Genomic DNA, 23580 nt, shown 5'->3' on the forward strand with positions numbered 1-23580 from the left:
TCGACTTGGTCGACGACCGACAATTTAAAGGTCAGCGTGTAGTCTCGCTGACTACGCCTTTTTGCTGATTCCATTACGTCCTCCTGAAAATAGATCAGAAGGTGTAAACCTTATTCAGGACGGGACAAATGCCACAAAAAAAGGCCCGCATGTTCAACCATGCGGGCCTTTTGCATTTCTGACCGGGGATCAGTGCTTGCTGTCGTCGTTCGACATCGCCAGCAACTGCTTTTCCTGATTCCAGTCGAACGGTTCGTCGTTCTGTTCAGCTTCGAAGCGACGTTCTTCCAGCGCCTGATACAAGTCGATTTCATCATCGGGCATGTAGTGCAGGCAGTCACCGGCGAAATACCACAACAGGTCACGCGGGACCAGGTGAGCAATTTGCGGGTAACGGGTGATCACCTGGCACAGGATGTCCTGGCCCAGGTATTGGCTTTCAATCGGGTCGACCGGCAGCAACGCACGCAGTTCGTCGAAGCGCTCCAGGAACAAGGCATGGCTTTCTTCGGGAACCTGATCGGCCTCACCCACGGCGACCAGGATACTGCGCAGGTGGTCGAGCAAAACGAGATGATCGGCAACGATGTTGGACACGAGATAAGTCCTCAAGAGCAAAACGGGCGCGGGAGTATAAAGCTCCTGCGCCCTTTTTTACATCGCAAGCAGGATCAGCGGACCTTTCCTTCGGCCAGCTTCAGCTCTTCTTTGTCGAAATCATCGACATCGATCACCTTGCGCCGCGCCACTTCGGCATTGCGCAGGTTGTGCGCTTCCACTGGCTGCAACACACCAGCTTCCAGCGCGGCTTCGATAACGTTTTCCCCGGCAATCGGTTTGACCTGACCGCTTTTGAGCGCCATGTGGAGTTTTTTCTGCACCGGCTGCACCGCGTTCAACAGGTCACACGCGTGTTGCAGGGCGCCAACGGCGTCATCGGCCGACTGCGGACGGAAGCATCCGCCGAGCAGTTCTTCCAGGGTTGGATCGCCCTTGGCCCGGCCAATCACCGCGGCGACTTCTGCACCGAGTTTGTCCGACGGTCCTTTGTGACGGCGACCGAGCGGGAACACAATCACCCGCAACAGGCAGCCCAAAACCTTGTTCGGGAAGTTGGTCAGCAATTCATCCAGCGCGCGTTCCGACTGACCAAGGCTTTCTTCCATGGCCCAGGTAAACAGCGGCGCCATGTGTTCCGGTGAGTCGAGGTCGTGGTAACGCTTGAGCGCGGCGGAGGCCAGGTACAGGTTGCTGAGCACATCCCCCAGGCGTGCCGACAGACGTTCGCGACGTTTCAGTTCACCGCCCAGCAACATCATGCTCAAGTCCGCGAGCAGGGCGAACGCAGCCGCCTGACGGTTGAGCGCACGGAAATACCCCTGGCTGAGCTTGTCTCCCGGTGCATGTTCGAATTGACCGAAACCAAGGTTCAGCACCAGTGTGCTGGCAGCGTTGCTCACGGCAAAACCGATGTGCTTGAGCAGCAGGCCATCGAATTCGGTGAGGGCCTGATCCTTGTCTTCACGCCCGGCGAGGGCCATTTCTTTCAGGACGAATGGATGGCAGCGAATCGCTCCCTGGCCGAAGATCATCAAGTTGCGCGAGAGAATGTTCGCGCCTTCGACGGTGATGAAGATCGGCGCGCCATTCCAGTTGCGCCCGAGGTAATTGTTCGGCCCCATGATGATCGCCTTGCCGCCATGCACATCCATGGCGTGGCTGATGCACTCGCGACCACGTTCGGTAAGGTGGTACTTGAGAATCGCCGACAGCACCGACGGTTTCTCGCCGAGGTCCACCGCGTTGGCGGTGAGCATCCGCGCCGCGTCCATCATCCAGGCGTTGCCGCCGATGCGCGCCATGGCTTCCTGAATACCTTCAAACGCCGACAACGGTACGTTGAACTGTTCACGAATCTGCGCGTATTGACCGGTTACCAGGCTGGTGAACTTCGCCGCGCCGGTGCCGACCGCAGGCAACGAAATCGAGCGCCCGACCGACAGGCAGTTCATCAGCATCATCCAGCCTTTGCCGAGCATGTCCTGGCCGCCGATGAGGAAGTCCAGCGGAATGAACACGTCCTTGCCGGAGTTCGGGCCGTTCATGAAGGCGGCGCCCAATGGCAGATGACGACGGCCGATCTCGACACCGGCGGTGTCGGTAGGGACCAGCGCGAGGCTGATGCCCAGATCCACTTCATCACCCAGCAAGTGATCCGGGTCATACGCCTTGAAGGCCAGGCCGAGGAGGGTGGCGACCGGGCCGAGGGTGATGTAGCGCTTTTCCCAGTTCAGGCGCAGGCCGAGGGTTTCCTTGCCTTCCCATTCACCTTTGCAGATGACCCCGGTGTCGGGCATCGAGCCGGCATCGGAGCCGGCCAGTGGTCCGGTCAAGGCGAAGCACGGGATGTCATCACCGCGCGCCAGTCGTGGCAGGTAATGGTTGCGTTGTTCGTCGGTGCCGTAATGCAGCAACAATTCAGCCGGGCCGAGGGAGTTGGGGACCATCACAGTGGAGGCGAGGTCGCCGCTGCGGGTCGCCAGTTTCATGGCCACCTGGGAATGGGCGTAGGCAGAAAAACCCTTGCCGCCGTATTCCTTGGGAATGATCAGGGCGAAGAAACCGTTTTCCTTGATGTGGGTCCAGGCTTCGGCCGGCAGGTCCATGTCCTGGCCGATCTGCCAGTCCGTGACCATCGCGCACAGCTCATCGGTCGGGCCATCGATGAAGGCTTGTTCCTCTTCGGTCAGTTGAGCTTTGGGATAGGACAGCAGTTTGTCCCAGTCCGGACGGCCGCTGAACAGTTCGCCGTCCCACCACACCGTGCCGGCGTCGATGGCGTCGCGTTCGGTTTCCGACATCGGCGGCAGGGTTTTCTGGAACCAGTTGAACAGCGGCGCGCTGAAGTATTTGCGGCGCAGGTCGGGTAGCAACAAGGGCGCCGCCACCGCTGCGATCAATACCCAGAGCACCAGCAGCAGCCAGCCAGGCGCACGACTGAAGGCCCCCATCGCCACCACATAAACGGCAACGATGCACAGGGCGGGTAGGGGGGCGATACGGCGGTGGGCTAAATACGCAATCCCGACAACCAGAACCAGTATCCACAACAGCAGCATATTTAATCCTCCGTGAAACCAGGGCAAAACCAACCTTCAGAGCTTAGACGGCATCCGCAAAACAGGGTGGTCAGAGCAAGGTGATTGAAATCGTGGGAAACCTTCGATGAGTTTTGTAGGACCGGTTGGCATCGGGCCGGGTAAATCGTTCGCCGGGCGGGCGGCAAAGCGTCCATGTTTGGCCGAAACGTCGTTATCTCTGTGCTGAACCTGTCGCTAGACTCGTGGCTTCCCCAGGAGATTGTCCTCATGCACGAGTATCTGCGTCCCGGCCGCTTCATCGATAGTGACCACCCGTCGGTGGTGGAGTTCGCCGAAAAACATCGCGGCAGTAACCGCGACCCGCTCGAGCAGGCGATCAATCTCTATTACGCGGTGCGCGAGGCCGTGCGTTACAACCCTTACACGTTCAGCCGCGATCCAGAGACCTTGCGCGGCAGTTATGCGCTGGCGACCGGTGAGAGTTATTGCGTGCCCAAGGCCACGCTGCTCGCCGGTGCGGCGCGGCATTGCGGGATTCCCGCGCGGATCGGCCTGGCGGATGTGCGCAATCACTTGTCGACCCCGCGTTTGCTGGAATTGCTCAAGAGTGACGTGTTCGCCATGCATGGTTATACAGAGCTGTACCTGAACGATCGCTGGGTCAAAGCCACGCCGGCGTTCAACCAGAAACTCTGCGAAATGTTCAACGTTGCGCCGCTGGAATTCGACGGGATCAACGACAGCGTTTTCCACCCGTTCAATCGTGACGGCGAGCAACTGATGGAGTACTTGATCGATCACGGTCAGTTCACCGATGTGCCGGAGGCGTTCTTTTTCGAACACCTGGAAAAGTGCTATCCGCACTTGTTCAGCGAACAGTTGCCGTCGCTGTTGGGGGACATGCAGAGCGATTTGAGTCGCGGCTGATCCGGCGTATGCTGCCTGCGCATTCATCAATCAAGAGGCGGTCATGCTGAAGATCTGGGGTCGGAAAAATTCGTCGAATGTCAGAAAACCTTTGTGGGCCGCCGAAGAACTGGGCCTGGCCTATGAAGCCATCGATGCAGGCGGCGCCTTTGGTGTGGTCGATACGCCCGAGTATCGTGCGATGAATCCCAACGGTCGCGTTCCGGTGATTGAAGACGACGGCTTCGTGCTGTGGGAATCCAATGCCATCGTGCGTTACCTGATGGCTCGCCACGCCAACGACACCGCCTGGTATCCCTCGGACCTGAAAGCCCGCGCCACTGCCGACAAATGGATGGACTGGACCACTTCAAGTTTTGCCGGGCCATTCCGCACCGTGTTCTGGGGCGTCTTGCGCACACCGGCGGACCAGCAGGACTGGCCCGCCATCAATGCCGCAATCAAAGAGTGCAATGGCTTGCTGGCAATGGCCGATCAGGCATTGGCGGCCAAACCGTACTTGTCCGGCGATGAAATCGGCATGGGCGACATTCCCCTCGGCAGCTTCATTTATGCCTGGTTCGAGATGCCGGTCGAGCGTGCGCCGCAGCCACATCTGGAAGCCTGGTATGCACGGCTGAAGCAGCGTGCGGCGTACAAGAAAGCCGTTATGACCGCGTTGACTTAATACTCACTATCGACACACTTGACTGTACTTGTGTGGCGGCGACAAGCACCATTGCGCTCATGCGCCGGGGTTGCAATGCTCGCCGCCCGCCCTTATTGATCCCTTTCTTCCCTTCTTGGTGCGTAAATCCGATATGAGTTCCGCTCTGTCCATCCGGCAGCTAACCAAAACCTACGGCAACGGTTTCCAGGCCCTGAGTGGTATCGATCTGGACGTCGCCGAAGGTGACTTTTTCGCCTTGCTCGGCCCTAACGGCGCCGGCAAATCCACGACCATCGGCATTCTCTCGACCCTGGTGAACAAAACCAGCGGCACAGTGAATATCTTCGGCAACGACCTGGACAAGAATCCTGCGCAGCTCAAGCGCTCCATCGGCGTGGTGCCCCAGGAATTCAACTTCAACCAGTTCGAAAAAACCTTCGACATCGTCGTGACCCAGGCCGGTTATTACGGCATCCCGCCGAAAATCGCCAAGGAACGCGCCGAGCAATACCTGACCCAACTCGGTTTGTGGGACAAGCGCGATGTACCGTCGCGCTCGCTGTCCGGTGGCATGAAGCGTCGCTTGATGATCGCCCGCGCGCTGGTTCACGAACCGCGTCTGCTGATCCTCGACGAACCGACGGCGGGGGTCGATATCGAGCTGCGTCGTTCGATGTGGACGTTCCTCACCGAGCTGAACCAGAAAGGCATCACCATCATCCTCACCACGCACTATCTGGAAGAGGCTGAGCAGTTGTGCCGCAACATCGGCATCATCGACCACGGCACGATTGTCGAGAACACCAGCATGAAACAGCTGCTTGGCCAGCTGCATGTGGAAACCTTCCTGCTCGACACGAAAAACATGCTGAGCGTTGCACCGCAGTTGCTGGGTTACCCGACCCGTTTGCTTGACGGCCATACCCTTGAAGTCCAGGTCGACAAGTCCATGGGCATCACCGCGCTGTTCACTCAACTGGCGCAGCAGAACATCGAAGTGCTGAGCCTGCGTAACAAAACCAATCGCCTTGAGGAGTTGTTCGTGTCCCTGGTGGAGAAAAATCTGTCGAAGGTGGCGGTATGAGTTCCGAGCTGCAGCCCAATCTCGTCGCGCTCAATACCATCGTTTATCGCGAGGTCAAACGCTTCACCCGGATCTGGCCGCAGACGCTGCTGCCGCCGGCGATCACCATGGTTTTGTACTTCGTGATCTTCGGCAATCTGATCGGCCGGCAAATCGGTGACATGGGTGGTTTCACCTATATGGAGTACATCGTGCCGGGGCTGATCATGATGTCGGTGATCACCAACTCCTACGGCAACGTGGTGTCGAGTTTCTTCGGCAGCAAGTTCCAGCGTTCCATCGAGGAACTGATGGTGTCGCCGGTGTCGCCGCACACGATTCTGATCGGCTACACCCTGGGCGGCGTGCTGCGCGGGTTGATGGTCGGGCTCATTGTGACGTTGCTGTCGCTGTTCTTTACCAAGTTGCAGGTGCATCACCTGGGCGTGACCATTCTGGTGGTGGTGCTGACGGCGACGATCTTCTCGTTGCTGGGTTTCATCAACGCGGTGTTTGCGCGCAACTTTGATGACATCTCGATCATTCCGACGTTTGTGCTGACGCCGCTGACTTATCTGGGTGGGGTATTTTACTCGATCTCGTTGTTGCCGCCGTTTTGGCAGACGGTGTCGTTGGCGAACCCTGTTTTGCATATGGTCAATGCGTTTCGGTACGGGATTTTGGGTGTTTCGGACATCAGGATCAGTGTGGCGATTACGTTCATGCTGGTGGCGACGGTGGTGTTGTATATCGGGTGTGCGCGGTTGTTGGTTAGTGGGCGGGGGATGCGTACTTAAGCTTACATATCCGTTGCTTCGGTAGTGGCTGATATTGGTTTCGCCCTTACGGCGAGTCACTTTGGAAAAGCCCCAAAGTAACCAAAGGGCTCTTGCCCCTTTCGTTCGGTGGCTCGCTAATGCTCGCCATGCCCTCGCTCCGGTCCTGCTCCGTGGGCCCGCCGCCATCGGCCATCCCTGGCCGGGGGCGGCTAACCCGGCATCCATGCCGGGTTGCCCACTGCGCAGAACCTGCGCTCGGCCTCTCGAGGGGGCGACCACCGCCACAGCCGCCGAGGCGGCCTGAAAGCCGACCTGGCTCTTTAGCTGTCCGCGTTATCCTTCTCTGATGCGCTCACTCATTCCGGATTTGTACACAAACCCCCTGTAGGAGCCGGCTTGCTGGCGATGGCGTCCTTTCAGGTGTTAGGTGTGTCGACTGACCCACCGCTATCGTCGGAACGCCGCCCGCAGCAAGCCGGCTCCTACACGGGATTGGGTTCACACGATTCAAAATTGTAGGAGCTGGCTTGCCAGCGATGGAGGTCAACGATAACGCGTGCTGTCTGAATGAACGCGTTGTCCGGACGTTTTTCGCGGGCAAGCCTCGCTCCTACAGGGAATCGCGTTTGCTTTTGATTTTCACCACTCATCAGGCCGAGCGTTAGCTCGCCTTCCGCTTTTGATCTGAGCGCCCCCTCGAGAGGCCGAGTGGAGGTTCTGCGTAGTGGGCAACCCGGCATGGATGCCGGGTTAGCCGCGCACGGCCAAGGATGGCCGATCGCGGCGGGCCCACGGAGCAGGACCGGAGCGAGGGTATGGCGAGCCTTAGCGAGGCACCGAACGAAAGGGGCAAGAGCCCTTGGTTACTTGGGGCTCTTCCAAGTGACTCGCCGTAAGGGCGAAACCAATAGCCGCCGTCACCGCAGAAATGGATATGCCCCCAGATCAAATCCCGCCCAGCTACCACATTCACAACATCCGCTTCTTCTTGCGCCGAGCCCACTGCCGACTCACCCACCACCGCCAATACATCATCACCAGGCAATAAGCGAAGGCCCCCAACACCAGCCCCACCACAACCGACCCCAGCAAAAACGGCTGCCACAGCGTAGACAGCTCCCCGCTGATCCATTCCCAGGTCAATTCATCCGGCAGATGACGAGCCGGGACATCCATCAGCCACGCACCAGTCTGATACGTACAAAAAAACACCGCAGGCATGGTGATCGGATTAGTCAGCCAGACCAGACTGACCGCAATCGGCATATTGCCGCGTACGACAATGGCCAGAACCGCCGCCACCAGCATCTGCAACGGAATCGGCAGGAACGCCGCAAACAAACCCACCGCCATCGCCCGTGCGACCGAGTGACGGTTGAGATGCCAGAGGTTCGGGTCATGCAACAGCGTGCCGAGAAAGCGTAAGGATTTGTGTTCCCTGATGCTGATCGGGTCTGGCATGTAACGTTTGAATAAGCGCCGGGGCATAGGGCTTCTCGGTCGGTTAAGGCGGCAAGTATGTCTGGATTCTATGAGCCGCCCATTCAGACTTTGTGACAATTAATAACGATGCACGTGCCGCGAGCCGGCTATGCCTAGGAGGGGACTCTCAAGGACGGGCGTATGCGCACAGGGATGATGGCGCTGGCGTTGGGTCTGCTGGCCCTGCGTTTTTTGCCGGTATTACCGCCGGTCTGGTTATGGCTGGTGTTGCCCGTAACGGGTTTGATGGCGCTGCCATTTCGCACGTACCCATTGGCGTTTTTTCTGTTCGGCATCAGTTGGGCCGGCGCAAATGCGCAGTGGGCGCTGGATGATCGTTTGCCAGCGCATCTCGATGGCGAAACCCGTTGGGTCGAAGGGCGGGTGACCGGTTTGCCGCAGAACAATGACGGGGTTGTGCGCTTCGAACTGACAGACGTCCGGTCGCGACAGGCCGAGGTGCCGCGACGGATGCGCCTGGCCTGGTATGACGGAGCGCCGGTCAACAGTGGTGAACGCTGGCGGCTCGCGGTGAAGCTGAAGCGTCCTGCCGGGCTGCTCAATCCTCATGCCTTCGATTACGACGCCTGGCTGCTGGCACAACGCATCGGCGCTACCGGAACGATCAAGGACGGCGAGCGGCTCAGGGAAGCCCGATGGGCCTGGCGCGACAGCATCCGCCAGCGTTTGCAAACCGTGGATGCCCAGGGGCGAACCGGGGCGTTGATTGCGCTGGTGCTGGGGGATGGCGCCGGGCTGAGTCGTGAGGATTGGCAGGTGTTGCAAGACACCGGCACCGTGCATTTGCTGGTGATTTCCGGACAGCACATCGGTTTGCTGGCGGGGGTGGTTTACCTGCTGATTGCCGGACTCGCTCGTTATGGGGTGTGGCCGCACCGCTTGCCGTGGCTGCCATGGGCCTGCGCACTGGCATTCGCCGCCGCCCTTGGTTACGGACTGCTGGCTGGGTTCGAAGTACCGGTGCGGCGGGCCTGCGTGATGATCGGCCTGGTGCTGTTGTGGCGCCTGCGATTTCGTCACCTCGGCGCCTGGTGGCCGCTGTTGCTGGCGCTCAACGCTGTTTTGTTGCTGGACCCGCTGGCGAGCCTGCAACCGGGTTTCTGGCTGTCCTTCGCCGCAGTGGCGGTGTTGATCTTCACCTTCGGCGGTCGCTTGGGGCCGTGGCGATGGTGGCAAACCTGGACCCGTGCCCAATGGCTGATCGCAATCGGCCTGGGCCCATTGCTGTTGGTGTTGGGATTGCCGATCAGTCTCAGCGGGCCGGTCGCCAATCTGCTGGCGGTGCCCTGGATCAGTTTGCTGGTATTGCCACCGGCCTTGATGGGAACCCTGTTGATGCCGCTGCCGTATGTGGGCGAGGGCTTGTTGTGGTTGGCGGGTGGGCTGATCGACTGGCTGTTCAAGGGCCTTGGGTTGATGGCCGGTCAATTGCCAGCGTGGGTGCCCGTGGCGATTCCATTGTGGATATGGGCACTGGGCATGCTCGGCGCGTTTCTTCTGTTAATGCCTCGTGGTGTACCGCTGCGCCCGTTGGGTTGGCCGTTGTTGCTGTTGCTGGTTTTTCCACCACGGCCACTTTTGCCCGAGGGCATCGCCGAAGTCTGGCAACTGGATGTCGGCCAGGGGTTGGCGATTCTGGTGCGAACTCGCCAACACACGCTGTTGTATGACACCGGACCACGCTTCGGCGACTTCGATCTAGGCGAGCGAGTGGTCCTGCCAGCGTTGCGCAAACTCGGCGTGAACGAACTCGACCTGATGTTGATCAGCCATGCCGACGCCGATCACGCTGGTGGTGCGCGAGCGGTTGCCAATGGTTTGCCGATAAAGCTGGTGCTCAGCGGTGATCCCTTGGCGCTGCCTGCCGAATTGCACGCCGATGCCTGCGAGAGTGGCCAGCAATGGACCTGGGACGGCGTGAGGTTTCAGCTCTGGCAATGGCCTTCGGCCACGGACCGCAATCAAAAATCCTGCGTGCTGCAAATCGAAGCCAATGGCGAGCGATTATTGCTGACCGGAGACATCGACAGCGCCGCCGAGCGTGCCCTGCTCGACAGCCCGCTCGCAGTGCCCACCGATTGGTTGCAGGCGCCGCACCACGGTAGCCGCAGCTCGTCGTCGATGGCGTTGCTCACTGCGTTGCAACCCAAAGCGGTGCTGATCTCTCGCGGCAACGGCAATTCGTTCGGTCACCCGCACCCCACGGTCATGGCCCGTTATAAAAAACGCGGTATGGAAATCCATGACAGCGCCGAGCAGGGCGCCATCCGTCTGCACCTAGGACGCTTCCATCCCCCGTGGACGATGCGTCAAGAACGGCGTTTCTGGCGTTCCACGCAATAACCGCGAGTTATGAAAGCCCGACCGGATGCGACATCACGGTCTTCGGTGCATCGACCCCCTATGTTAGAGTGGCGCACTTTTTCGAGGGGACTGTCACTGTGTGGGAATTGGTCAAATCCGGCGGCTGGATGATGCTGCCGATCATTCTGAGTTCCATCGCGGCCATGGCGATCGTCGCCGAGCGTCTCTGGACCCTTCGCGCCAGTCGTGTGACCCCGGAGCACTTGCTCGGGCAGGTCTGGGTGTGGATCAAGGACAAGCAACTCAATAAAGAAAAACTCAAGGAATTGCGCGCCAATTCGCCATTGGGCGAGATTCTGGCGGCAGGCCTGGCCAACTCCAGACATGGTCGCGAGATCATGAAAGAGTGCATCGAAGAAGCCGCCGCGCGGGTGATTCATGAGCTCGAGCGCTACATCAATGCGCTGGGCACCATCGCCGCCATGGCGCCGTTGCTGGGTTTGCTCGGCACCGTGCTGGGCATGATCGATATTTTCAGCGCGTTCATGGGGACGGGCATGGGCACCAATGCCGCCGTGTTGGCCGGTGGTATTTCGAAGGCCTTGATCACCACGGCTGCTGGTCTGATGGTCGGTATCCCTGCGGTATTTTTCCACCGTTTCCTGCAACGCCGCATCGATGAGCTGGTGGTGGGCATGGAGCAGGAAGCGATCAAGCTGGTCGAGGTGGTACAGGGTGATCGTGACGTGGACCTGACCGAGGGCAAAAAAGCGTGAAATTCCGCCGCAAACCGCGGGAAACGGTCGACATCAACCTCGCGTCGCTGATCGACGTGGTGTTTATCCTGCTGCTGTTTTTCGTCGTGACCACTACCTTCACCCGTGAAACCCAGTTGCGCGTCGATCTGCCCGAAGCGGTCAGCGGTTCGCCTGCCGAAGACCAACAGGTCAAACACCTGGACGTGGCCATCAGCGCCGAAGGTGTGTTCTCGGTGAACAATCAGGTCTTGCAGAAGAACGATCTGACCGCGCTCATGGACGCGTTGCAAAAAGAATCCAACGGTGACACCAACCTGCCGCTGTCGATCAGTGCGGATGGCAAGACCCAGCATCAATCGGTCATCACTGCCATGGACGCCGCCGGCAAACTCGGCTTCAGTCACCTGCGCATGACCACTGTCGAGGCGGCGCAGCCCGCGCCCTGATGGCCATGTCCGATCGCTTGCTCGCCGCGTGGTACCAGGGTCATCCGGCCCTGAAGCTGTTGCAGCCGCTGGAGTGGCTGTACCGGCGCGTGGTGATGAACAAGCGCAAACGCTTTCTGGCGGGTGAGGGCGAGATTTATCAGCCACCGGTGCCGCTGATCGTCGTCGGCAACATCACGGTGGGCGGCACCGGCAAGACGCCGCTGATTCTGTGGATGATCCAGCATTGTCAGCGCAGCGGTTTGCGGGTCGGCGTGGTCAGCCGTGGTTATGGCGCCAAACCGCCGCAACTGCCGTGGCGCGTCGAGGCCGATCAAAGCGCCGACATCGCCGGCGACGAACCGCTGCTGATCGTCCAGCGTACCGGCGTTCCGTTGATGATCGACCCGGACCGCAGCAGTGCGGTCAAAGCGCTGCTGGCGAGCGAACCTCTGGACCTGATTCTCTCCGACGACGGCATGCAACATTACCGTTTGGCCCGCGACCTTGAGCTGGTGTTGATTGACGCCGCCCGAGGCCTGGGCAACCAGCGCTGCCTGCCTGCGGGACCGTTGCGCGAACCGGTCGAACGCCTGCAAAGCGTTGACGCGGTGCTGTTCAACGGCGCCACTGATGATCGCGACAACGGTTTTGCCTTCCAGCTGCAACCCACGGAACTGGTCAACCTGCACAGCGGCGAACGCCGTCCCCTCGACCACTTCCCAGCAGGCCAGGCACTGCACGCCGTGGCCGGGATCGGCAATCCGCAGCGTTTCTTCACGACCCTCGAAACGCTACACTGGCAGCCAGTCCCGCATGCATTTGCCGACCACGCCGAGTACAGCGTGCAGGCCTTGAATTTCACACCGTCATTGCCGTTGGTGATGACCGAAAAGGACGCGGTGAAGTGCCGTGCCTTCGCCGCTGCCGATTGGTGGTACCTGGCGGTCGATGCTGCGCCATCGCCGGCCTTCGTGGCCTGGTTCGATACGCAGTTGATGCGCCTGTTGCCGGCTCGACTTTTGCCTTAAACCGTTTTTATCCAGGGAATGCTCATGGACACCAAATTGCTCGACATCCTCGCTTGCCCGGTCTGCAAAGGCCCGCTCAAGCTCAGCGCCGACAAAACCGAGCTGATCAGCAAGGGCGCCGGCCTGGCGTACCCGATTCGCGACGGCATCCCGGTGATGCTCGAAACCGAAGCTCGCACGCTGACCACCGACGAGCGTCTGGATAAATGACCACAGCCTTTACCGTTGTCATTCCATCGCGTTACGCCTCGACCCGCCTGCCGGGCAAACCGCTGTTGCTGATCGCCGGCAAGCCGATGATCCAGCACGTCTGGGAACAAGCGTGCAAAAGCAGCGCCGAGCGTGTGGTAGTTGCCACTGACGATGCGCGCATTGTCGAGGCGTGCATCGCGTTTGGTGCCGACGTGGTGCTGACCCGAGAAGACCACAATTCCGGCACGGATCGTTTGGCCGAAGTCGCCGCAAAACTCGGTCTGGCGTCCGACGCGATCGTGGTCAACGTGCAGGGTGACGAACCGCTGATCCCGCCAAGCGTGATCGATCAGGTCGCGGCCAACCTCGCGGCCCACACCGAAGCGCGCATGGCCACGCTGGCCGAGCCGATCGAAGATGTCGAAACCCTGTTCAACCCCAACGTGGTCAAGGTGGTCAGCGACCTCAATGGCCTGGCACTGACGTTCAGTCGTGCGACGTTGCCATGGGCTCGGGACGCGTTCGCGAAAAGTCGAGACGTGTTGCCGGAAGGCGTGCCGTATCGCCGCCACATTGGCATCTACGCCTACCGCGCCGGTTTCCTGCATGACTTCGTCAGCTGGGGCCCGTGCTGGCTGGAAAACACCGAATCCCTGGAACAGCTGCGTGCGCTGTGGCACGGCGTGCGGATTCACGTCGCCGACGCGCTGATCGCACCGCCCACCGGCGTCGATACGGCTGAAGACCTCGAGCGCGTTCGTCGCCTGCTGGAGGCCTGATGCGGGTTTTGTTCGTTTGCCTGGGCAACATCTGCCGTTCACCCACGGCCGAAGGTGTGCTGCGGCACAAATTGCGTGAAGCGGGGCTGGCCGATCAAGTCGAAGTCGCCTCCGCTGGCACCGGTGGCTGGCATGTCGGCAAGGCTCCGGACAAACGTAGCCAGGCCGCGGCCAAGCTGCGCGGTTACGACCTGTCGATGCAGCGCGCCCAGCAAGTGACCCGCGCCGATTTTTCCACGTACGACCTGATCCTGGCGATGGACAACAGCAACCTGAGCGACCTCATGGCGCTGCAACCTGCCAAGGGCAAGCCCAAGGCCGAATTGGACCTGTTTCTGCGCCGCTACCAGTCGCCAGTCGATGAAGTGCCGGACCCTTACTACGATGGCAACCAGGGCTTTGAGCAGGTGCTCGACTTGATCGAAAGCGCCTGTGATCGACTGGTGATCGAATTGAAGGGCCGGTTATGAGTTTGCAGGTTCAGCCACAGGTTTCGCTCAAGCCTTACAACAGCTTTGGCGTGGACGTTCAGGCGCGCTTGTTTGCCGAGGCTCACAGCGATGCCGACGTACGCGAGGCGCTGGCCTATGCGGTGGAGCATGACGTGCCGTTGCTGGTGATCGGTGGTGGCAGCAACCTGCTGCTGACCGCCGACATCCAGTCGCTGGTGCTGCGCATGGCCACCCGCGGGATTCGCATTTTGAGCGACGACGGCAACAAGGTCGTGATCGAAGCCGAGGCCGGCGAGCCTTGGCATCCGTTCGTGCAACACACCCTGGCGCAGGGTTTGTCGGGTCTGGAAAACCTCAGCCTGATCCCCGGCACCGTCGGCGCGGCACCGATGCAGAACATTGGCGCCTATGGCGTGGAGATCAAGGACGTGTTCGCCGGCCTGACCGCGCTGGACCGCCAGACTGGCGAGCTGCGCGACTTCACGCTGGCCGAATGCAACTTCGCTTACCGCGACAGCCTGTTCAAACAGGAACCGGGGCGCTGGTTGATCCTGCGGGTTCGTTTCGCCCTGGACCGTGCCGAGCACTTGCATCTGGAGTACGGCCCGGTGCGTCAGCGTCTGACCGAGCAAGGCATCGATCACCCGACCGCCACCGACGTTAGCCAGGCGATTTGCAGCATCCGCAACGAAAAGCTTCCGGACCCGGCGGTGCTTGGTAACGCCGGCAGCTTCTTCAAAAATCCCTTGGTACCGGCTGCACTGGTCGCTCGGCTCAAAGGCGAATACCCGGACCTGGTGGCTTACGCGCAACCCGACGGGCAGATGAAACTGGCTGCGGGCTGGCTGATCGAGCGGGCAGGGTGGAAAGGTTTTCGCGAGGCCGACGCGGGCGTGCATAAATTGCAGGCGCTGGTGCTGGTCAACTACGGGGCCGCGACCGGTCTGCAGTTGCTGAACCTGGCACAGCGCATCCAAAAAGACATTTCAGATCGTTTCCATGTCGACCTGGAAATGGAGCCCAATCAGTATTGAGGCTACGCTTTCAAGGCTGATCTCAAAGCCCTGCACATCTTCGATTGTGCAGGGCTTTTTTGTTAATGCTGGGTTAACTTAGCCCCCTAACGATGCAAGCATTTGCTCCACCAAGGGCCCGATGCAGACATCTCCGTCCGCATAAGAGAGCCTCATTAGCCTGAGTCGATCTGCGTGATGCCAACCGCTAATCCCCCAGCGGCAGATTGCTCGACCCCATAACCCATACCACTATGCGGGCGTGCCCATGATTACCCTGAAACTCAATGGTCAAGACCATCAACTCGATGTCACCGAGGACATGCCGCTGCTCTGGGCCATCCGCGACGTGGCCGGTTACAACGGCACCAAGTTCGGCTGCGGCATGGGCCTGTGCGGCGCCTGCACCATTCACATCGAAGGCGCCCCGGCGCGCAGTTGCATCACGCCGATCGGCTCGGTAGTCGGTCAGAACGTCAGCACCATCGACAACCTGCACGCCGACCCGGTCGGGCAAATCGTGCAGCAAGCCTGGCTCGACACCGCCGTCGCCCAGTGCGGTTACTGCCAGGGCGGGCAGATCATGTCCGCCACCGCACTGCTCAAGACCAACCCGAACCCGAGCGACGAACAGATCGAAGAGGCGATGGTCGGCAATATTTGCCGTTGCGGCACCTACAACCGCATCAAGACCGCTATCCGCCAGGCATCCACTCACCTGAAGGAAGCCAAGGCATGAGCCAGTTCCCGAATGATTTCGCCCTGAGTAACCTCAGTCGTCGCGGTTTCCTCAAAGGCGTCGGTGCCACCAGTGCGCTGGTGGTCGCCGCGAGTTGGGGCTGGCAGGACGCGTTCGCAGCCGAGAAGGAAAAGAAATTCGGCGCCGACGGCATGCCCAACGGCTGGATCGATGATCCGAAGGTGTACGTCAGCATCGCTGCGGATGGCACCGTGACCGTGGTTTGCAACCGTTCAGAAATGGGCCAGGGCGTACGCACCAGCCTGACCATGGTCGTGGCCGATGAACTTGAAGCCGACTGGGCGCTGGTGAAAGTGCAGCAGGCGCCGGGCGATGAAGTGCGCTTCGGCAACCAGGACACCGACGGTTCGCGCAGCATGCGCCACTGGTACGAGCCGATGCGCCGCTGCGGTGCAGCCGCGCGGACCATGCTCGAACAGGCGGCCGCCGAACAGTGGAAAGTCCCGGTCGGCGAGTGCCACGCGCAATTGCACAAAGTCATCCATAAACCGAGCGGTCGTGAACTGGGTTACGGCGCGCTCGCCGTCGCTGCCGGTGCGCTGGCGGTGCCGGCGCGTGACAGCCTGCGGCTCAAGGATCCGTCAGAATTCCGCTACATCGGCAAGGAAGGCACCAAGGCCATCGACGGTGCTGACATCGTCAACGGTCGCGCGATCTACGGTGCCGACGTGCATATCGACGGCATGCTTTACGCCGCTATTGCACGTCCGGCGGTGTATGGCGGCAAGGTCAAATCCGTGGATGACAGCGCGGCGCTGAAAGTCCCCGGGGTGGTCAAAGTCATCCAGATCGAAGGCCGTCCGCTGCCCTCGGAATTTCAGCCGTTGGGCGGCGTGGCGGTGGTGGCCAGCAATACGTGGGCGGCGATCAAGGGCCGCGATGCACTGAAAATCGAATGGGACGACGGCCCCAACGCCAGTTACGACTCGATCGCCTACCGCAAGGAAATTGAAGCGGCGTCGCTCAAGCCCGGCAAAGTGGTGCGCAATACCGGCAACATCGACCAGGCCATGAGCGGCGCCGACAGCACCCTCGAAGCCTCTTACTATCTGCCGCACCTGACGCAAGCGCCGATGGAGCCGATGGTCGCCATCGCCCGTTTCAAGGATGGCGTGTGCGAAGCCTGGGCGCCAAGCCAGGCGCCGCAGGTCACCCGTGAACGAATCGGCGAACGCCTGGGCATTCCGTTCGATAACGTCACCTTCCACGTCACCCTGCTCGGCGGCGGTTTCGGCCGCAAGTCCAAGCCGGACTTCATCATCGAAGCGGCGATCCTCGCCAAGGAATTCCCCGGTAAGGCGGTGCGGGTGCAATGGACTCGTGAAGACGACATCCACTGTTCGTATTTCCACACCGTCTCGGCTGAATACTTGAAGGCCAGCCTGAACAAGGACGGCCTGCCGTCGGGTTGGTTGCACCGCACGGTAGCGCCGAGTATCACCGCGCTGTTCGCGCCGGGCATGAACCATGAGGCCGCTTTCGAGCTGGGCATGGGCTTCACCAACATGGCTTACGCGATCCCCAACGTGCGCCTGGAGAACCCGGAAGCGGCGATTCATACGCGGGTCGGCTGGTATCGCTCGGTGTCGAACATTCCTCACGGCTTCGCGATCCAGTGCTTTGTCGATGAGTTGGCACACAAGGCCAAACAGGATCCGCTCAAGTACCAGATCAAATTGCTCGGTCCGGACCGTCAGATCGATCCGCGTACGTTGAGTGAAGAGTGGAACTACGGCGAGTCGCCCGAACGCTATCCGATCGACACCGGGCGCATGCGCACCGTCCTTGAAACCGCCGCGAAAGCCGCGGGTTGGGGGCGAGAGTTGCCGAAGGGCAGAGGCCTGGGACTGGCAGTGCATTACAGCTTCGTCACTTACGTGGCGGCGGTGATCGAGGTTGAAGTCAAAGATGACGGCACGTTGATCGTGCACAAGGCCGATATAGCGGTGGATTGCGGCCCGCAGATCAACCCCGAGCGAATTCGCTCGCAGTTCGAAGGCGCTTGTGTGATGGGGCTGGGCAACGCGGTGCTGGGCGAGATCAGTTTCAAGGACGGCAAGGTCCAGCAAGACAACTTCCATATGTACGAAGTGGCGCGCATGTCCCTGGCGCCGAAGGAAGTTGCCGTGCATCTGGTCACGCCGCCGGGCGTGGTGCCGTTGGGCGGTGTCGGTGAACCTGGCGTGCCGCCGATTGCGCCGGCGCTGTGCAATGCGATTTTCGCCGCCACCGGCAAACGCATCCGCAACTTGCCGGTTCGTTATCAATTGCAAGGTTGGCAGAAGGCCGAGGCTTGATGGACAGCGTGGATCTGAATGTCCTGCGCAGCGTGCTGGAATGGCGCCGCGCCGGTCAGCGAGTGGTGTTGTACAGCGTGGTCCAGACCTGGGGCACCGCGCCCCGGGCACCTGGCGCGATGTTGGCCTTGCGCGAAGACGGGGTGGTGATCGGTTCGGTGTCCGGTGGTTGTGTCGAGGATGACTTGATCGCCCGGCTGCACGATGGCCGGATTCCGGCTGACGGGCCGCCGGTGCAGTTGATCACTTATGGCGTTACTCGCGAGGAGGCCGCACGGTTTGGTTTGCCGTGCGGCGGCACGTTGCGCCTGACCGAGGAGCGAGTCGGCGACCCGGCTTGGGTTGCCGGGTTGCTGGCGAGTTGCGAGGCCCATGAAATCACGGCGCGCTCGCTGGATATCGCGAGCGGTGAAGTGACGTTGCAGCCGGCGACCAAGAACGACGCGCTGAGTTTTGACGGCACCACGCTACGCGCGATTTACGGTCCGCGTTGGCGGTTGTTGCTGATCGGCGCGGGGCAATTGTCCCGTTATGTTGCCGAGATGGCGCGGCTGCTGGATTTCGAAGTGCTGATCTGCGATCCACGCACCGAGTTCGTCTACGGCTGGGAAGAACAGCACGGGCGCTTCGTATCCGGTATGCCGGACGAAGCGGTGCTGAACATCCAGACCGACGAACGCACGGCCATCGTCGCGCTGACTCACGATCCGCGCCTGGATGACATGGCGTTGCTGACGGCGCTCGATTCCAGGGCGTTTTACGTCGGTGCGCTGGGTTCGCGGGTCAACAGCCTGAAGCGCCGGGAAAACCTCGCTCAGCTAGGCTTGTCCCAAGAGGCCATCGAGCGCTTGCACGGCCCGATCGGTCTGCACATCGGCAGCCATTCCCCGGCGGAAATCGCCTTGTCGCTGCTGGCGGAAATTGTCGCGATCAAGAACGGCGTCGAGCTGAAACAGAAGAAGCCGTTGCAGGAGGAGGCATGAGCGGGCCAATCGGCGTCATCGTGTTGGCGGCGGGGCAGGGCACTCGGTTTCGACAGGTGGCGGGTGCCGACAGGGACAAGTTGCTGGCGGACTGTACGGGGCGCGATGGCGGCGTTCGTTCGGTGATCGAGCAGGTGCTGGTGAGTTTGCCGGCCACGCTGGCGAAACGCGTGCTGGTGACGACCGAAGATCGCCCGCAAGTGGCTCGTATGGCTCAGGCGTATGGTTTCGAGATTGTGCTGGTGGAATCCTCCGGCATGGGCGACAGCATTGCGGCTGGGGTGGCGGCGTGCCCGCAGCTCGGTGGCTGGTTGATTGTGTTGGGGGATATGCCGTTCATTCTGCCGTCGACGGTTGAACAGGTGTTGGCGGGGATTGCTGATGACGGGATCAGTGTTCCGGTGATGAATGGCGAATATGGCCATCCGGTTGGTTTCGGGCGAACGTTTGGACCGGGGTTGATGGCGTTGTCGGGGGATCGCGGGGCCAAGCCGTTGTTTGCGTCGGCTCGGGTGGTTGAGGTGGCGGTGGAGGATGCCGGGGTGTTGTGGGATGTGGATGTGCCTGAGGCGTTGGTTTTCGCCTGATACACCGCTTTCGCGGGCAAGTCGGATCGCCGCACCGCACGCTCCTACAGATTTTCCGCCGATCACTGTAGGAGCGAGGCTTGCCCGCGAAGAACGATAACGCGATCTACCTGATAAATAGCCGGCATAAAAAAGCCCCGCCTGGGTTACCAGGCGGGGCTTTTTAGTAGCCGATGGAATCAGACGAGAGGTTTAGGCTCGTGCTCTTTTTCCTGGGCTTGCTCGTGTTGCTCTACCGCTTCCTGAACGGAGCGTGGAGCTTCGTCGATCACGGAGTCAGCTGGTTCGGCAGCCACTTCAGCAGCCGGGGCAGGAGCAGCCTCGACGACTTCAGCAACAACCGGTGCCACTTCGACAGCGACCGGAGCAGCAGCGGCAGCCAGTTCGGCTTCCTTCTGCAGGCGCTCTTCTTCACGCTTGCGACGACGCACTTCACGCGGGTCGTTAGGTGCGCGGCCACTTGGTGTCAGGGCGCTGGCCGGGGCAGCTTCAACCACTGGTGCAGCCACTTCGGCGACAACAGGGGCTTCAACAACCGGAGCCACTTCTGGTTCGGCAGCCACAACAACAGGCTCGACAACCGCAACTTCAGCGACTGGTGCTGGCGTTTCGACCGCTACCGGCTCGGCAACCCAGTTGAAAGCGGTTTGCTCTTCGCGAACTTCACGAACGGTTTCGGTCACGGTTTCAGCGACGGTTTCAACAACCGGCTCCGCAACCACGGCAGGCGTTTCAGCAACAACGGCAGGCTCGGCGGCAGCTTCGACTTCAGGCTGTGCTTCACGAACCGGAGCCACTTCGACTTCTGGAGCGGCAGTTACTTCTACAGGCGTGGTCGCTTCAACGACTGGCGCTTCGACTGGAGCAGTTTCCAGTGTGGCGGCAGTGGCGCGTTCGGCTTGCTCGTTGGCCTGTGCTTCGGCCGGAGCGCTGATCACGGTGCTGGCAACGGCTGCGGTAACAGCCAGGCCAGCGGCCAGATCGGCAGCGCTTGGTGCTTCGGCGCCTTCGTTACCTTCGGCGGACTCGGATTCTTCCGAACCTTCGATCACGTTGCCGTTGGCATCGCGTTGACGCTCGCGACGGTTGCTGCGACGACGCTGGCCACGGGAGCGGCGGCGTGGACGATCGCCTTCGGCGCCTTCCTGACCGTCTTCCTGCAGTTGCTCTTCGTTGCCGGTCAGCTCTTCTTCAGCAACGGCGGCAGCGGCTTGCTCGGCGCGTGGTTGACGCTCTTCACGCGGTGGACGTGGCGCACGCTCTTCGCGTGGCTGACGAGCTGGACGCTCTTCAGCAGTAGCGGTAGCGGCAGCAGCAGCCGGAGCGGCGGCGTCCAGCGGTTCACGCAGTTCACGAACGCGTTCTTCACGCTCGCCACGTGGCTTGCGATCTTCACGAGGCGCGCGCGGTGCACGTTCTTCGCGAGGGGCGCGTGGTGCGCGCTCTTCACGTGGAGCGCGTTCTTCGCGAGCGACTGCCGGGGTTTCTTCACGGGCTTCGCGTGGCTCACGTGGTGCGCGTTCTTCACGCGGTGCACGTTCCTCGCGAGGCTTGCGTTCTTCATCGCGGCGACCGTTACGGTTGCGGCTCTGCTGACGACCGTTGCGACGCTCTTCGTTACGGGCCGGACGCTCAGTGGTCGCTGGTTTTTCAACCACAACCGGAGCAGCAGGCTCTTCTTTGGTAGCGAACAGGCTGACCAGCGACTTCACCAGGCCTTTGAACAGGCTTGGCTCTGGCGCGGCGGCCGGTGCAGCAACCGGTGCGGCGATGACTTCGGTCGGAACCGGAGCGTTGGCGCGGGCCGGCGCAGTCTTGACCGCGGCTTCCTGGCGAACCAGGGTGCGGGTCGCAGCGGCTGGCTGGACTTCTTCGACTTCGGCAGCGGCAGCAGCGATTTCGTAGCTGGACTGGTTGATGCTGGCTTCCGGGCTGTCATCACGCAGGCGCTGAACTTCGAAGTGCGGCGTTTCGAGGTGATCGTTCGGCAGAATGACGATGCGGGCACGGGTGCGCAGTTCTATCTTGGTGATCGAGTTGCGTTTTTCGTTAAGCAGGAAGGCTGCGACCGGAATTGGCACTTGTGCGCGAACTTCGGCGGTGCGGTCTTTCAGGGCTTCTTCTTCGATCAGGCGCAGGATCGCCAGCGACAGCGATTCAACATCACGGATGATGCCGGTGCCGTTGCAACGCGGGCAAACGATGCCGCTGCTTTCGCCGAGCGATGGACGCAGGCGCTGACGGGACATTTCCAGCAGGCCGAAGCGCGAGATGCGGCCAACCTGCACGCGAGCGCGGTCGGCTTCCAGGCATTCGCGGACTTTCTCTTCCACGGCGCGCTGGTTCTTGGCAGGGGTCATGTCGATGAAGTCGATGACGATCAGGCCGCCGATGTCGCGCAGGCGCAACTGACGGGCGATTTCTTCGGCGGCTTCAAGGTTGGTCTGCAGGGCGGTTTCTTCGATGTCGCTGCCTTTGGTGGCGCGCGCCGAGTTGATGTCGATGGACACCAGGGCTTCGGTCGGATCGATAACGATGGAACCACCGGAAGGCAGCTCGACGACGCGCTGGAAAGCGGTCTCGATCTGGCTTTCGATCTGGAAACGGTTGAACAGCGGAACGCTGTCTTCGTACAGCTTGATCTTGCTGGCGTACTGCGGCATCACCTGACGGATGAAGGTCAGGGCTTCGTCCTGGGCTTCAACGCTGTCGATCAGCACTTCGCCGATGTCCTGGCGCAGGTAATCGCGGATGGCGCGGATGATCACGTTGCTTTCCTGGTAGATCAGGAATGGCGCGGAGCGATCCAGCGAGGCTTCTTTGATGGCGGTCCAGAGTTGCAGCAGGTAATCGAGGTCCCACTGCATTTCTTCGCTGCTGCGGCCCAGGCCGGCAGTGCGCACGATCAGACCCATGTCGGCCGGTGCAACCAGACCGTTCAGGGCTTCACGCAGTTCGTTGCGCTCTTCACCTTCGATGCGACGGGAGATACCGCCGGCACGCGGGTTGTTCGGCATCAGAACCAGGTAACGACCGGCCAGGCTGATGAAGGTGGTCAGGGCTGCGCCCTTGTTGCCACGTTCTTCTTTTTCGACCTGAACGATGACTTCCTGGCCTTCGCTCAGGACGTCTTTGATGTTGACGCGGCCTTCAGGGGCTTTCTTGAAGTATTCGCGGGAGATTTCTTTGAGGGGCAGGAAGCCGTGGCGCTCGGAGCCGAAATCGACAAAGGCAGCCTCAAGGCTTGGTTCGATGCGAGTAATCCGGCCTTTATAGATGTTGGCCTTCTTCTGCTCGCGTGCACCGGATTCGATGTCCAGGTCGTAGAGGCGTTGGCCATCTACCAGTGCAACACGCAACTCTTCGGGTTGAGTTGCGTTAATCAGCATTCTTTTCATGTAGTACCGTCGGTTTCCGGGCTGCCGGAAACGGCGTTCGGCACACACGACTTCTCATGGTCGGTGTCAGGTGCGTCGGGAGTGGTTGGCCATTCCCGTGTCTAGCGAAGTCCGGCCAATGTGGGCCTTCGTCGCGACGTACGCGTCCTGCTTGCTGTGGCTACTTAAGCACTCAGTCAGGAGGAGGAATCAACCGGCGGCTGTGGACGAGATGAAGCGTCTTGATAAAGCCTATTGCTACACAGTCCAGCGGTTGTGCATCTCCACCCTACACGTATCCCTGATAATTCGGGTGCTGCCGCGCGCAGAATCCGCAGCGGGTTGGCATTTACCGTGAGCTCCGAAAGGGGAGGTCACGCATCATGGCTAATTTAGGCGTTGTTTCCGAAGCGTTCGCTCGGGGTCATTCGCAGCTGACTGCACTTTGTGAACTGGCCGTGAATATGGGCTCGCGTAGCGAGTGAAAACTCTGCTTTGCGGCGTGATTCAGGCCTCATGTCACCTGCGCTCGTTACACCTGCAAACTCCACCGTTACGTAGCGAAAGCGCCGTAGGACGGCCTCGCGTCCTGGTGAATTG

General features: G+C 60.8%; 20 protein-coding genes. 16 read left to right on the forward strand and 4 right to left on the reverse strand.

Annotated elements, in window-relative coordinates; all coding sequences use genetic code 11:
• Positions 1-189 precede the first annotated feature (189 nt).
• Entirely contained in the window at positions 190-597 is a 408-nt protein-coding gene (locus IB246_RS24740; protein WP_008032949.1) for a PA2817 family protein, read from the reverse strand.
• Positions 598-671: 74 nt separating this feature from the next.
• Positions 672-3119, reverse strand: a complete 2448-nt coding sequence (locus tag IB246_RS24745; protein ID WP_008045163.1) for an acyl-CoA dehydrogenase — start codon at positions 3117-3119, stop codon at positions 672-674.
• 249 nt (positions 3120-3368) lie between these two features.
• Between IB246_RS24745 and IB246_RS24750 the strand changes: the two genes are divergently transcribed.
• The 4 genes from IB246_RS24750 (at position 3369) to IB246_RS24765 (ending at position 6537) form a co-directional block, all read left to right on the forward strand.
• Positions 3369-4028: a transglutaminase-like domain-containing protein gene (locus tag IB246_RS24750; RefSeq protein WP_008045164.1), complete on the forward strand. Its 660-nt coding sequence runs from the start codon at positions 3369-3371 to the stop codon at positions 4026-4028.
• Positions 4029-4071: 43 nt separating this feature from the next.
• Entirely contained in the window at positions 4072-4695 is a 624-nt protein-coding gene (locus IB246_RS24755; RefSeq protein WP_008045165.1) for a glutathione S-transferase family protein, read from the forward strand.
• A gap of 133 nt (positions 4696-4828) precedes the next feature.
• Positions 4829-5761, forward strand: coding sequence for an ABC transporter ATP-binding protein (locus IB246_RS24760; RefSeq protein WP_008032944.1), 933 nt, complete (start codon positions 4829-4831; stop codon positions 5759-5761).
• The gene (locus IB246_RS24765) at positions 5758-6537 is read left to right on the forward strand and encodes an ABC transporter permease (RefSeq protein ID WP_008032943.1); all 780 of its coding nucleotides are present in this window, start codon (positions 5758-5760) and stop codon (positions 6535-6537) included. The genes IB246_RS24760 and IB246_RS24765 overlap by 4 nt, the downstream gene beginning before the upstream one ends.
• A 951-nt stretch (positions 6538-7488) precedes the next feature.
• Here IB246_RS24765 and IB246_RS24770 read toward each other — a convergent pair.
• Positions 7489-8007, reverse strand: coding sequence for a DUF2062 domain-containing protein (locus IB246_RS24770; protein WP_008045107.1), 519 nt, complete (start codon positions 8005-8007; stop codon positions 7489-7491).
• A 135-nt stretch (positions 8008-8142) separates the two neighbouring features.
• Between IB246_RS24770 and IB246_RS24775 the strand changes: the two genes are divergently transcribed.
• The 12 genes from IB246_RS24775 (at position 8143) to IB246_RS24830 (ending at position 19603) form a co-directional block, all read left to right on the forward strand.
• The gene (locus tag IB246_RS24775; RefSeq protein WP_008045106.1) at positions 8143-10365 is read left to right on the forward strand and encodes a DNA internalization-related competence protein ComEC/Rec2; all 2223 of its coding nucleotides are present in this window, start codon (positions 8143-8145) and stop codon (positions 10363-10365) included.
• Between the two features lie 98 nt (positions 10366-10463).
• Positions 10464-11102, forward strand: coding sequence for a MotA/TolQ/ExbB proton channel family protein (locus IB246_RS24780; protein ID WP_008045105.1), 639 nt, complete (start codon positions 10464-10466; stop codon positions 11100-11102).
• A complete protein-coding gene (locus tag IB246_RS24785) occupies positions 11099-11530 on the forward strand; it encodes an ExbD/TolR family protein (protein ID WP_008031559.1) in 432 nt (143 codons plus the stop codon). Before IB246_RS24780 ends, IB246_RS24785 begins: the two co-directional genes overlap by 4 nt.
• Positions 11530-12540, forward strand: a complete 1011-nt coding sequence (lpxK, locus tag IB246_RS24790; RefSeq protein WP_008045104.1) for a tetraacyldisaccharide 4'-kinase — start codon at positions 11530-11532, stop codon at positions 12538-12540. The genes IB246_RS24785 and lpxK overlap by 1 nt, the downstream gene beginning before the upstream one ends.
• Before the next feature lie 24 nt (positions 12541-12564).
• Positions 12565-12750: a Trm112 family protein gene (locus IB246_RS24795; RefSeq protein WP_007945752.1), complete on the forward strand. Its 186-nt coding sequence runs from the start codon at positions 12565-12567 to the stop codon at positions 12748-12750.
• A complete protein-coding gene (gene kdsB, locus IB246_RS24800) occupies positions 12747-13511 on the forward strand; it encodes a 3-deoxy-manno-octulosonate cytidylyltransferase (RefSeq protein ID WP_008045101.1) in 765 nt (254 codons plus the stop codon). Before IB246_RS24795 ends, kdsB begins: the two co-directional genes overlap by 4 nt.
• Positions 13511-13981: a low molecular weight protein-tyrosine-phosphatase gene (locus tag IB246_RS24805; protein WP_008045099.1), complete on the forward strand. Its 471-nt coding sequence runs from the start codon at positions 13511-13513 to the stop codon at positions 13979-13981. Before kdsB ends, IB246_RS24805 begins: the two co-directional genes overlap by 1 nt.
• Positions 13978-14997 (forward strand): UDP-N-acetylmuramate dehydrogenase, encoded by a 1020-nt coding sequence (gene murB / locus IB246_RS24810; protein ID WP_008045098.1) that lies wholly within the window; start codon positions 13978-13980, stop codon positions 14995-14997. The genes IB246_RS24805 and murB overlap by 4 nt, the downstream gene beginning before the upstream one ends.
• 247 nt (positions 14998-15244) lie before the next feature.
• Positions 15245-15715 carry a (2Fe-2S)-binding protein gene (locus IB246_RS24815; RefSeq protein ID WP_008031566.1) on the forward strand — a complete coding sequence of 157 codons (471 nt, stop codon included), beginning with the start codon at positions 15245-15247 and terminating at the stop codon, positions 15713-15715.
• Complete coding sequence (locus tag IB246_RS24820; RefSeq protein WP_008045096.1) at positions 15712-18033, forward strand: xanthine dehydrogenase family protein molybdopterin-binding subunit; 2322 nt, start codon at positions 15712-15714, stop codon at positions 18031-18033. The genes IB246_RS24815 and IB246_RS24820 overlap by 4 nt, the downstream gene beginning before the upstream one ends.
• Positions 18033-19016 carry an XdhC family protein gene (locus IB246_RS24825; RefSeq protein WP_008031568.1) on the forward strand — a complete coding sequence of 328 codons (984 nt, stop codon included), beginning with the start codon at positions 18033-18035 and terminating at the stop codon, positions 19014-19016. The genes IB246_RS24820 and IB246_RS24825 overlap by 1 nt, the downstream gene beginning before the upstream one ends.
• Positions 19013-19603 carry an NTP transferase domain-containing protein gene (locus IB246_RS24830; protein ID WP_008045094.1) on the forward strand — a complete coding sequence of 197 codons (591 nt, stop codon included), beginning with the start codon at positions 19013-19015 and terminating at the stop codon, positions 19601-19603. Before IB246_RS24825 ends, IB246_RS24830 begins: the two co-directional genes overlap by 4 nt.
• Positions 19604-19782: 179 nt before the next feature.
• On the opposite strand, the gene rne is transcribed toward IB246_RS24830, so the two are convergent.
• Positions 19783-23001, reverse strand: a complete 3219-nt coding sequence (rne, locus tag IB246_RS24835; RefSeq protein ID WP_008040897.1) for a ribonuclease E — start codon at positions 22999-23001, stop codon at positions 19783-19785.
• Positions 23002-23580 lie beyond the last annotated feature (579 nt).

The sequence above is a fragment of the Pseudomonas sp. PDM01 genome (assembly GCF_014852325.1).
In the GTDB taxonomy this organism is placed as follows: Bacteria; Pseudomonadota; Gammaproteobacteria; order Pseudomonadales; family Pseudomonadaceae; genus Aquipseudomonas; species Aquipseudomonas migulae.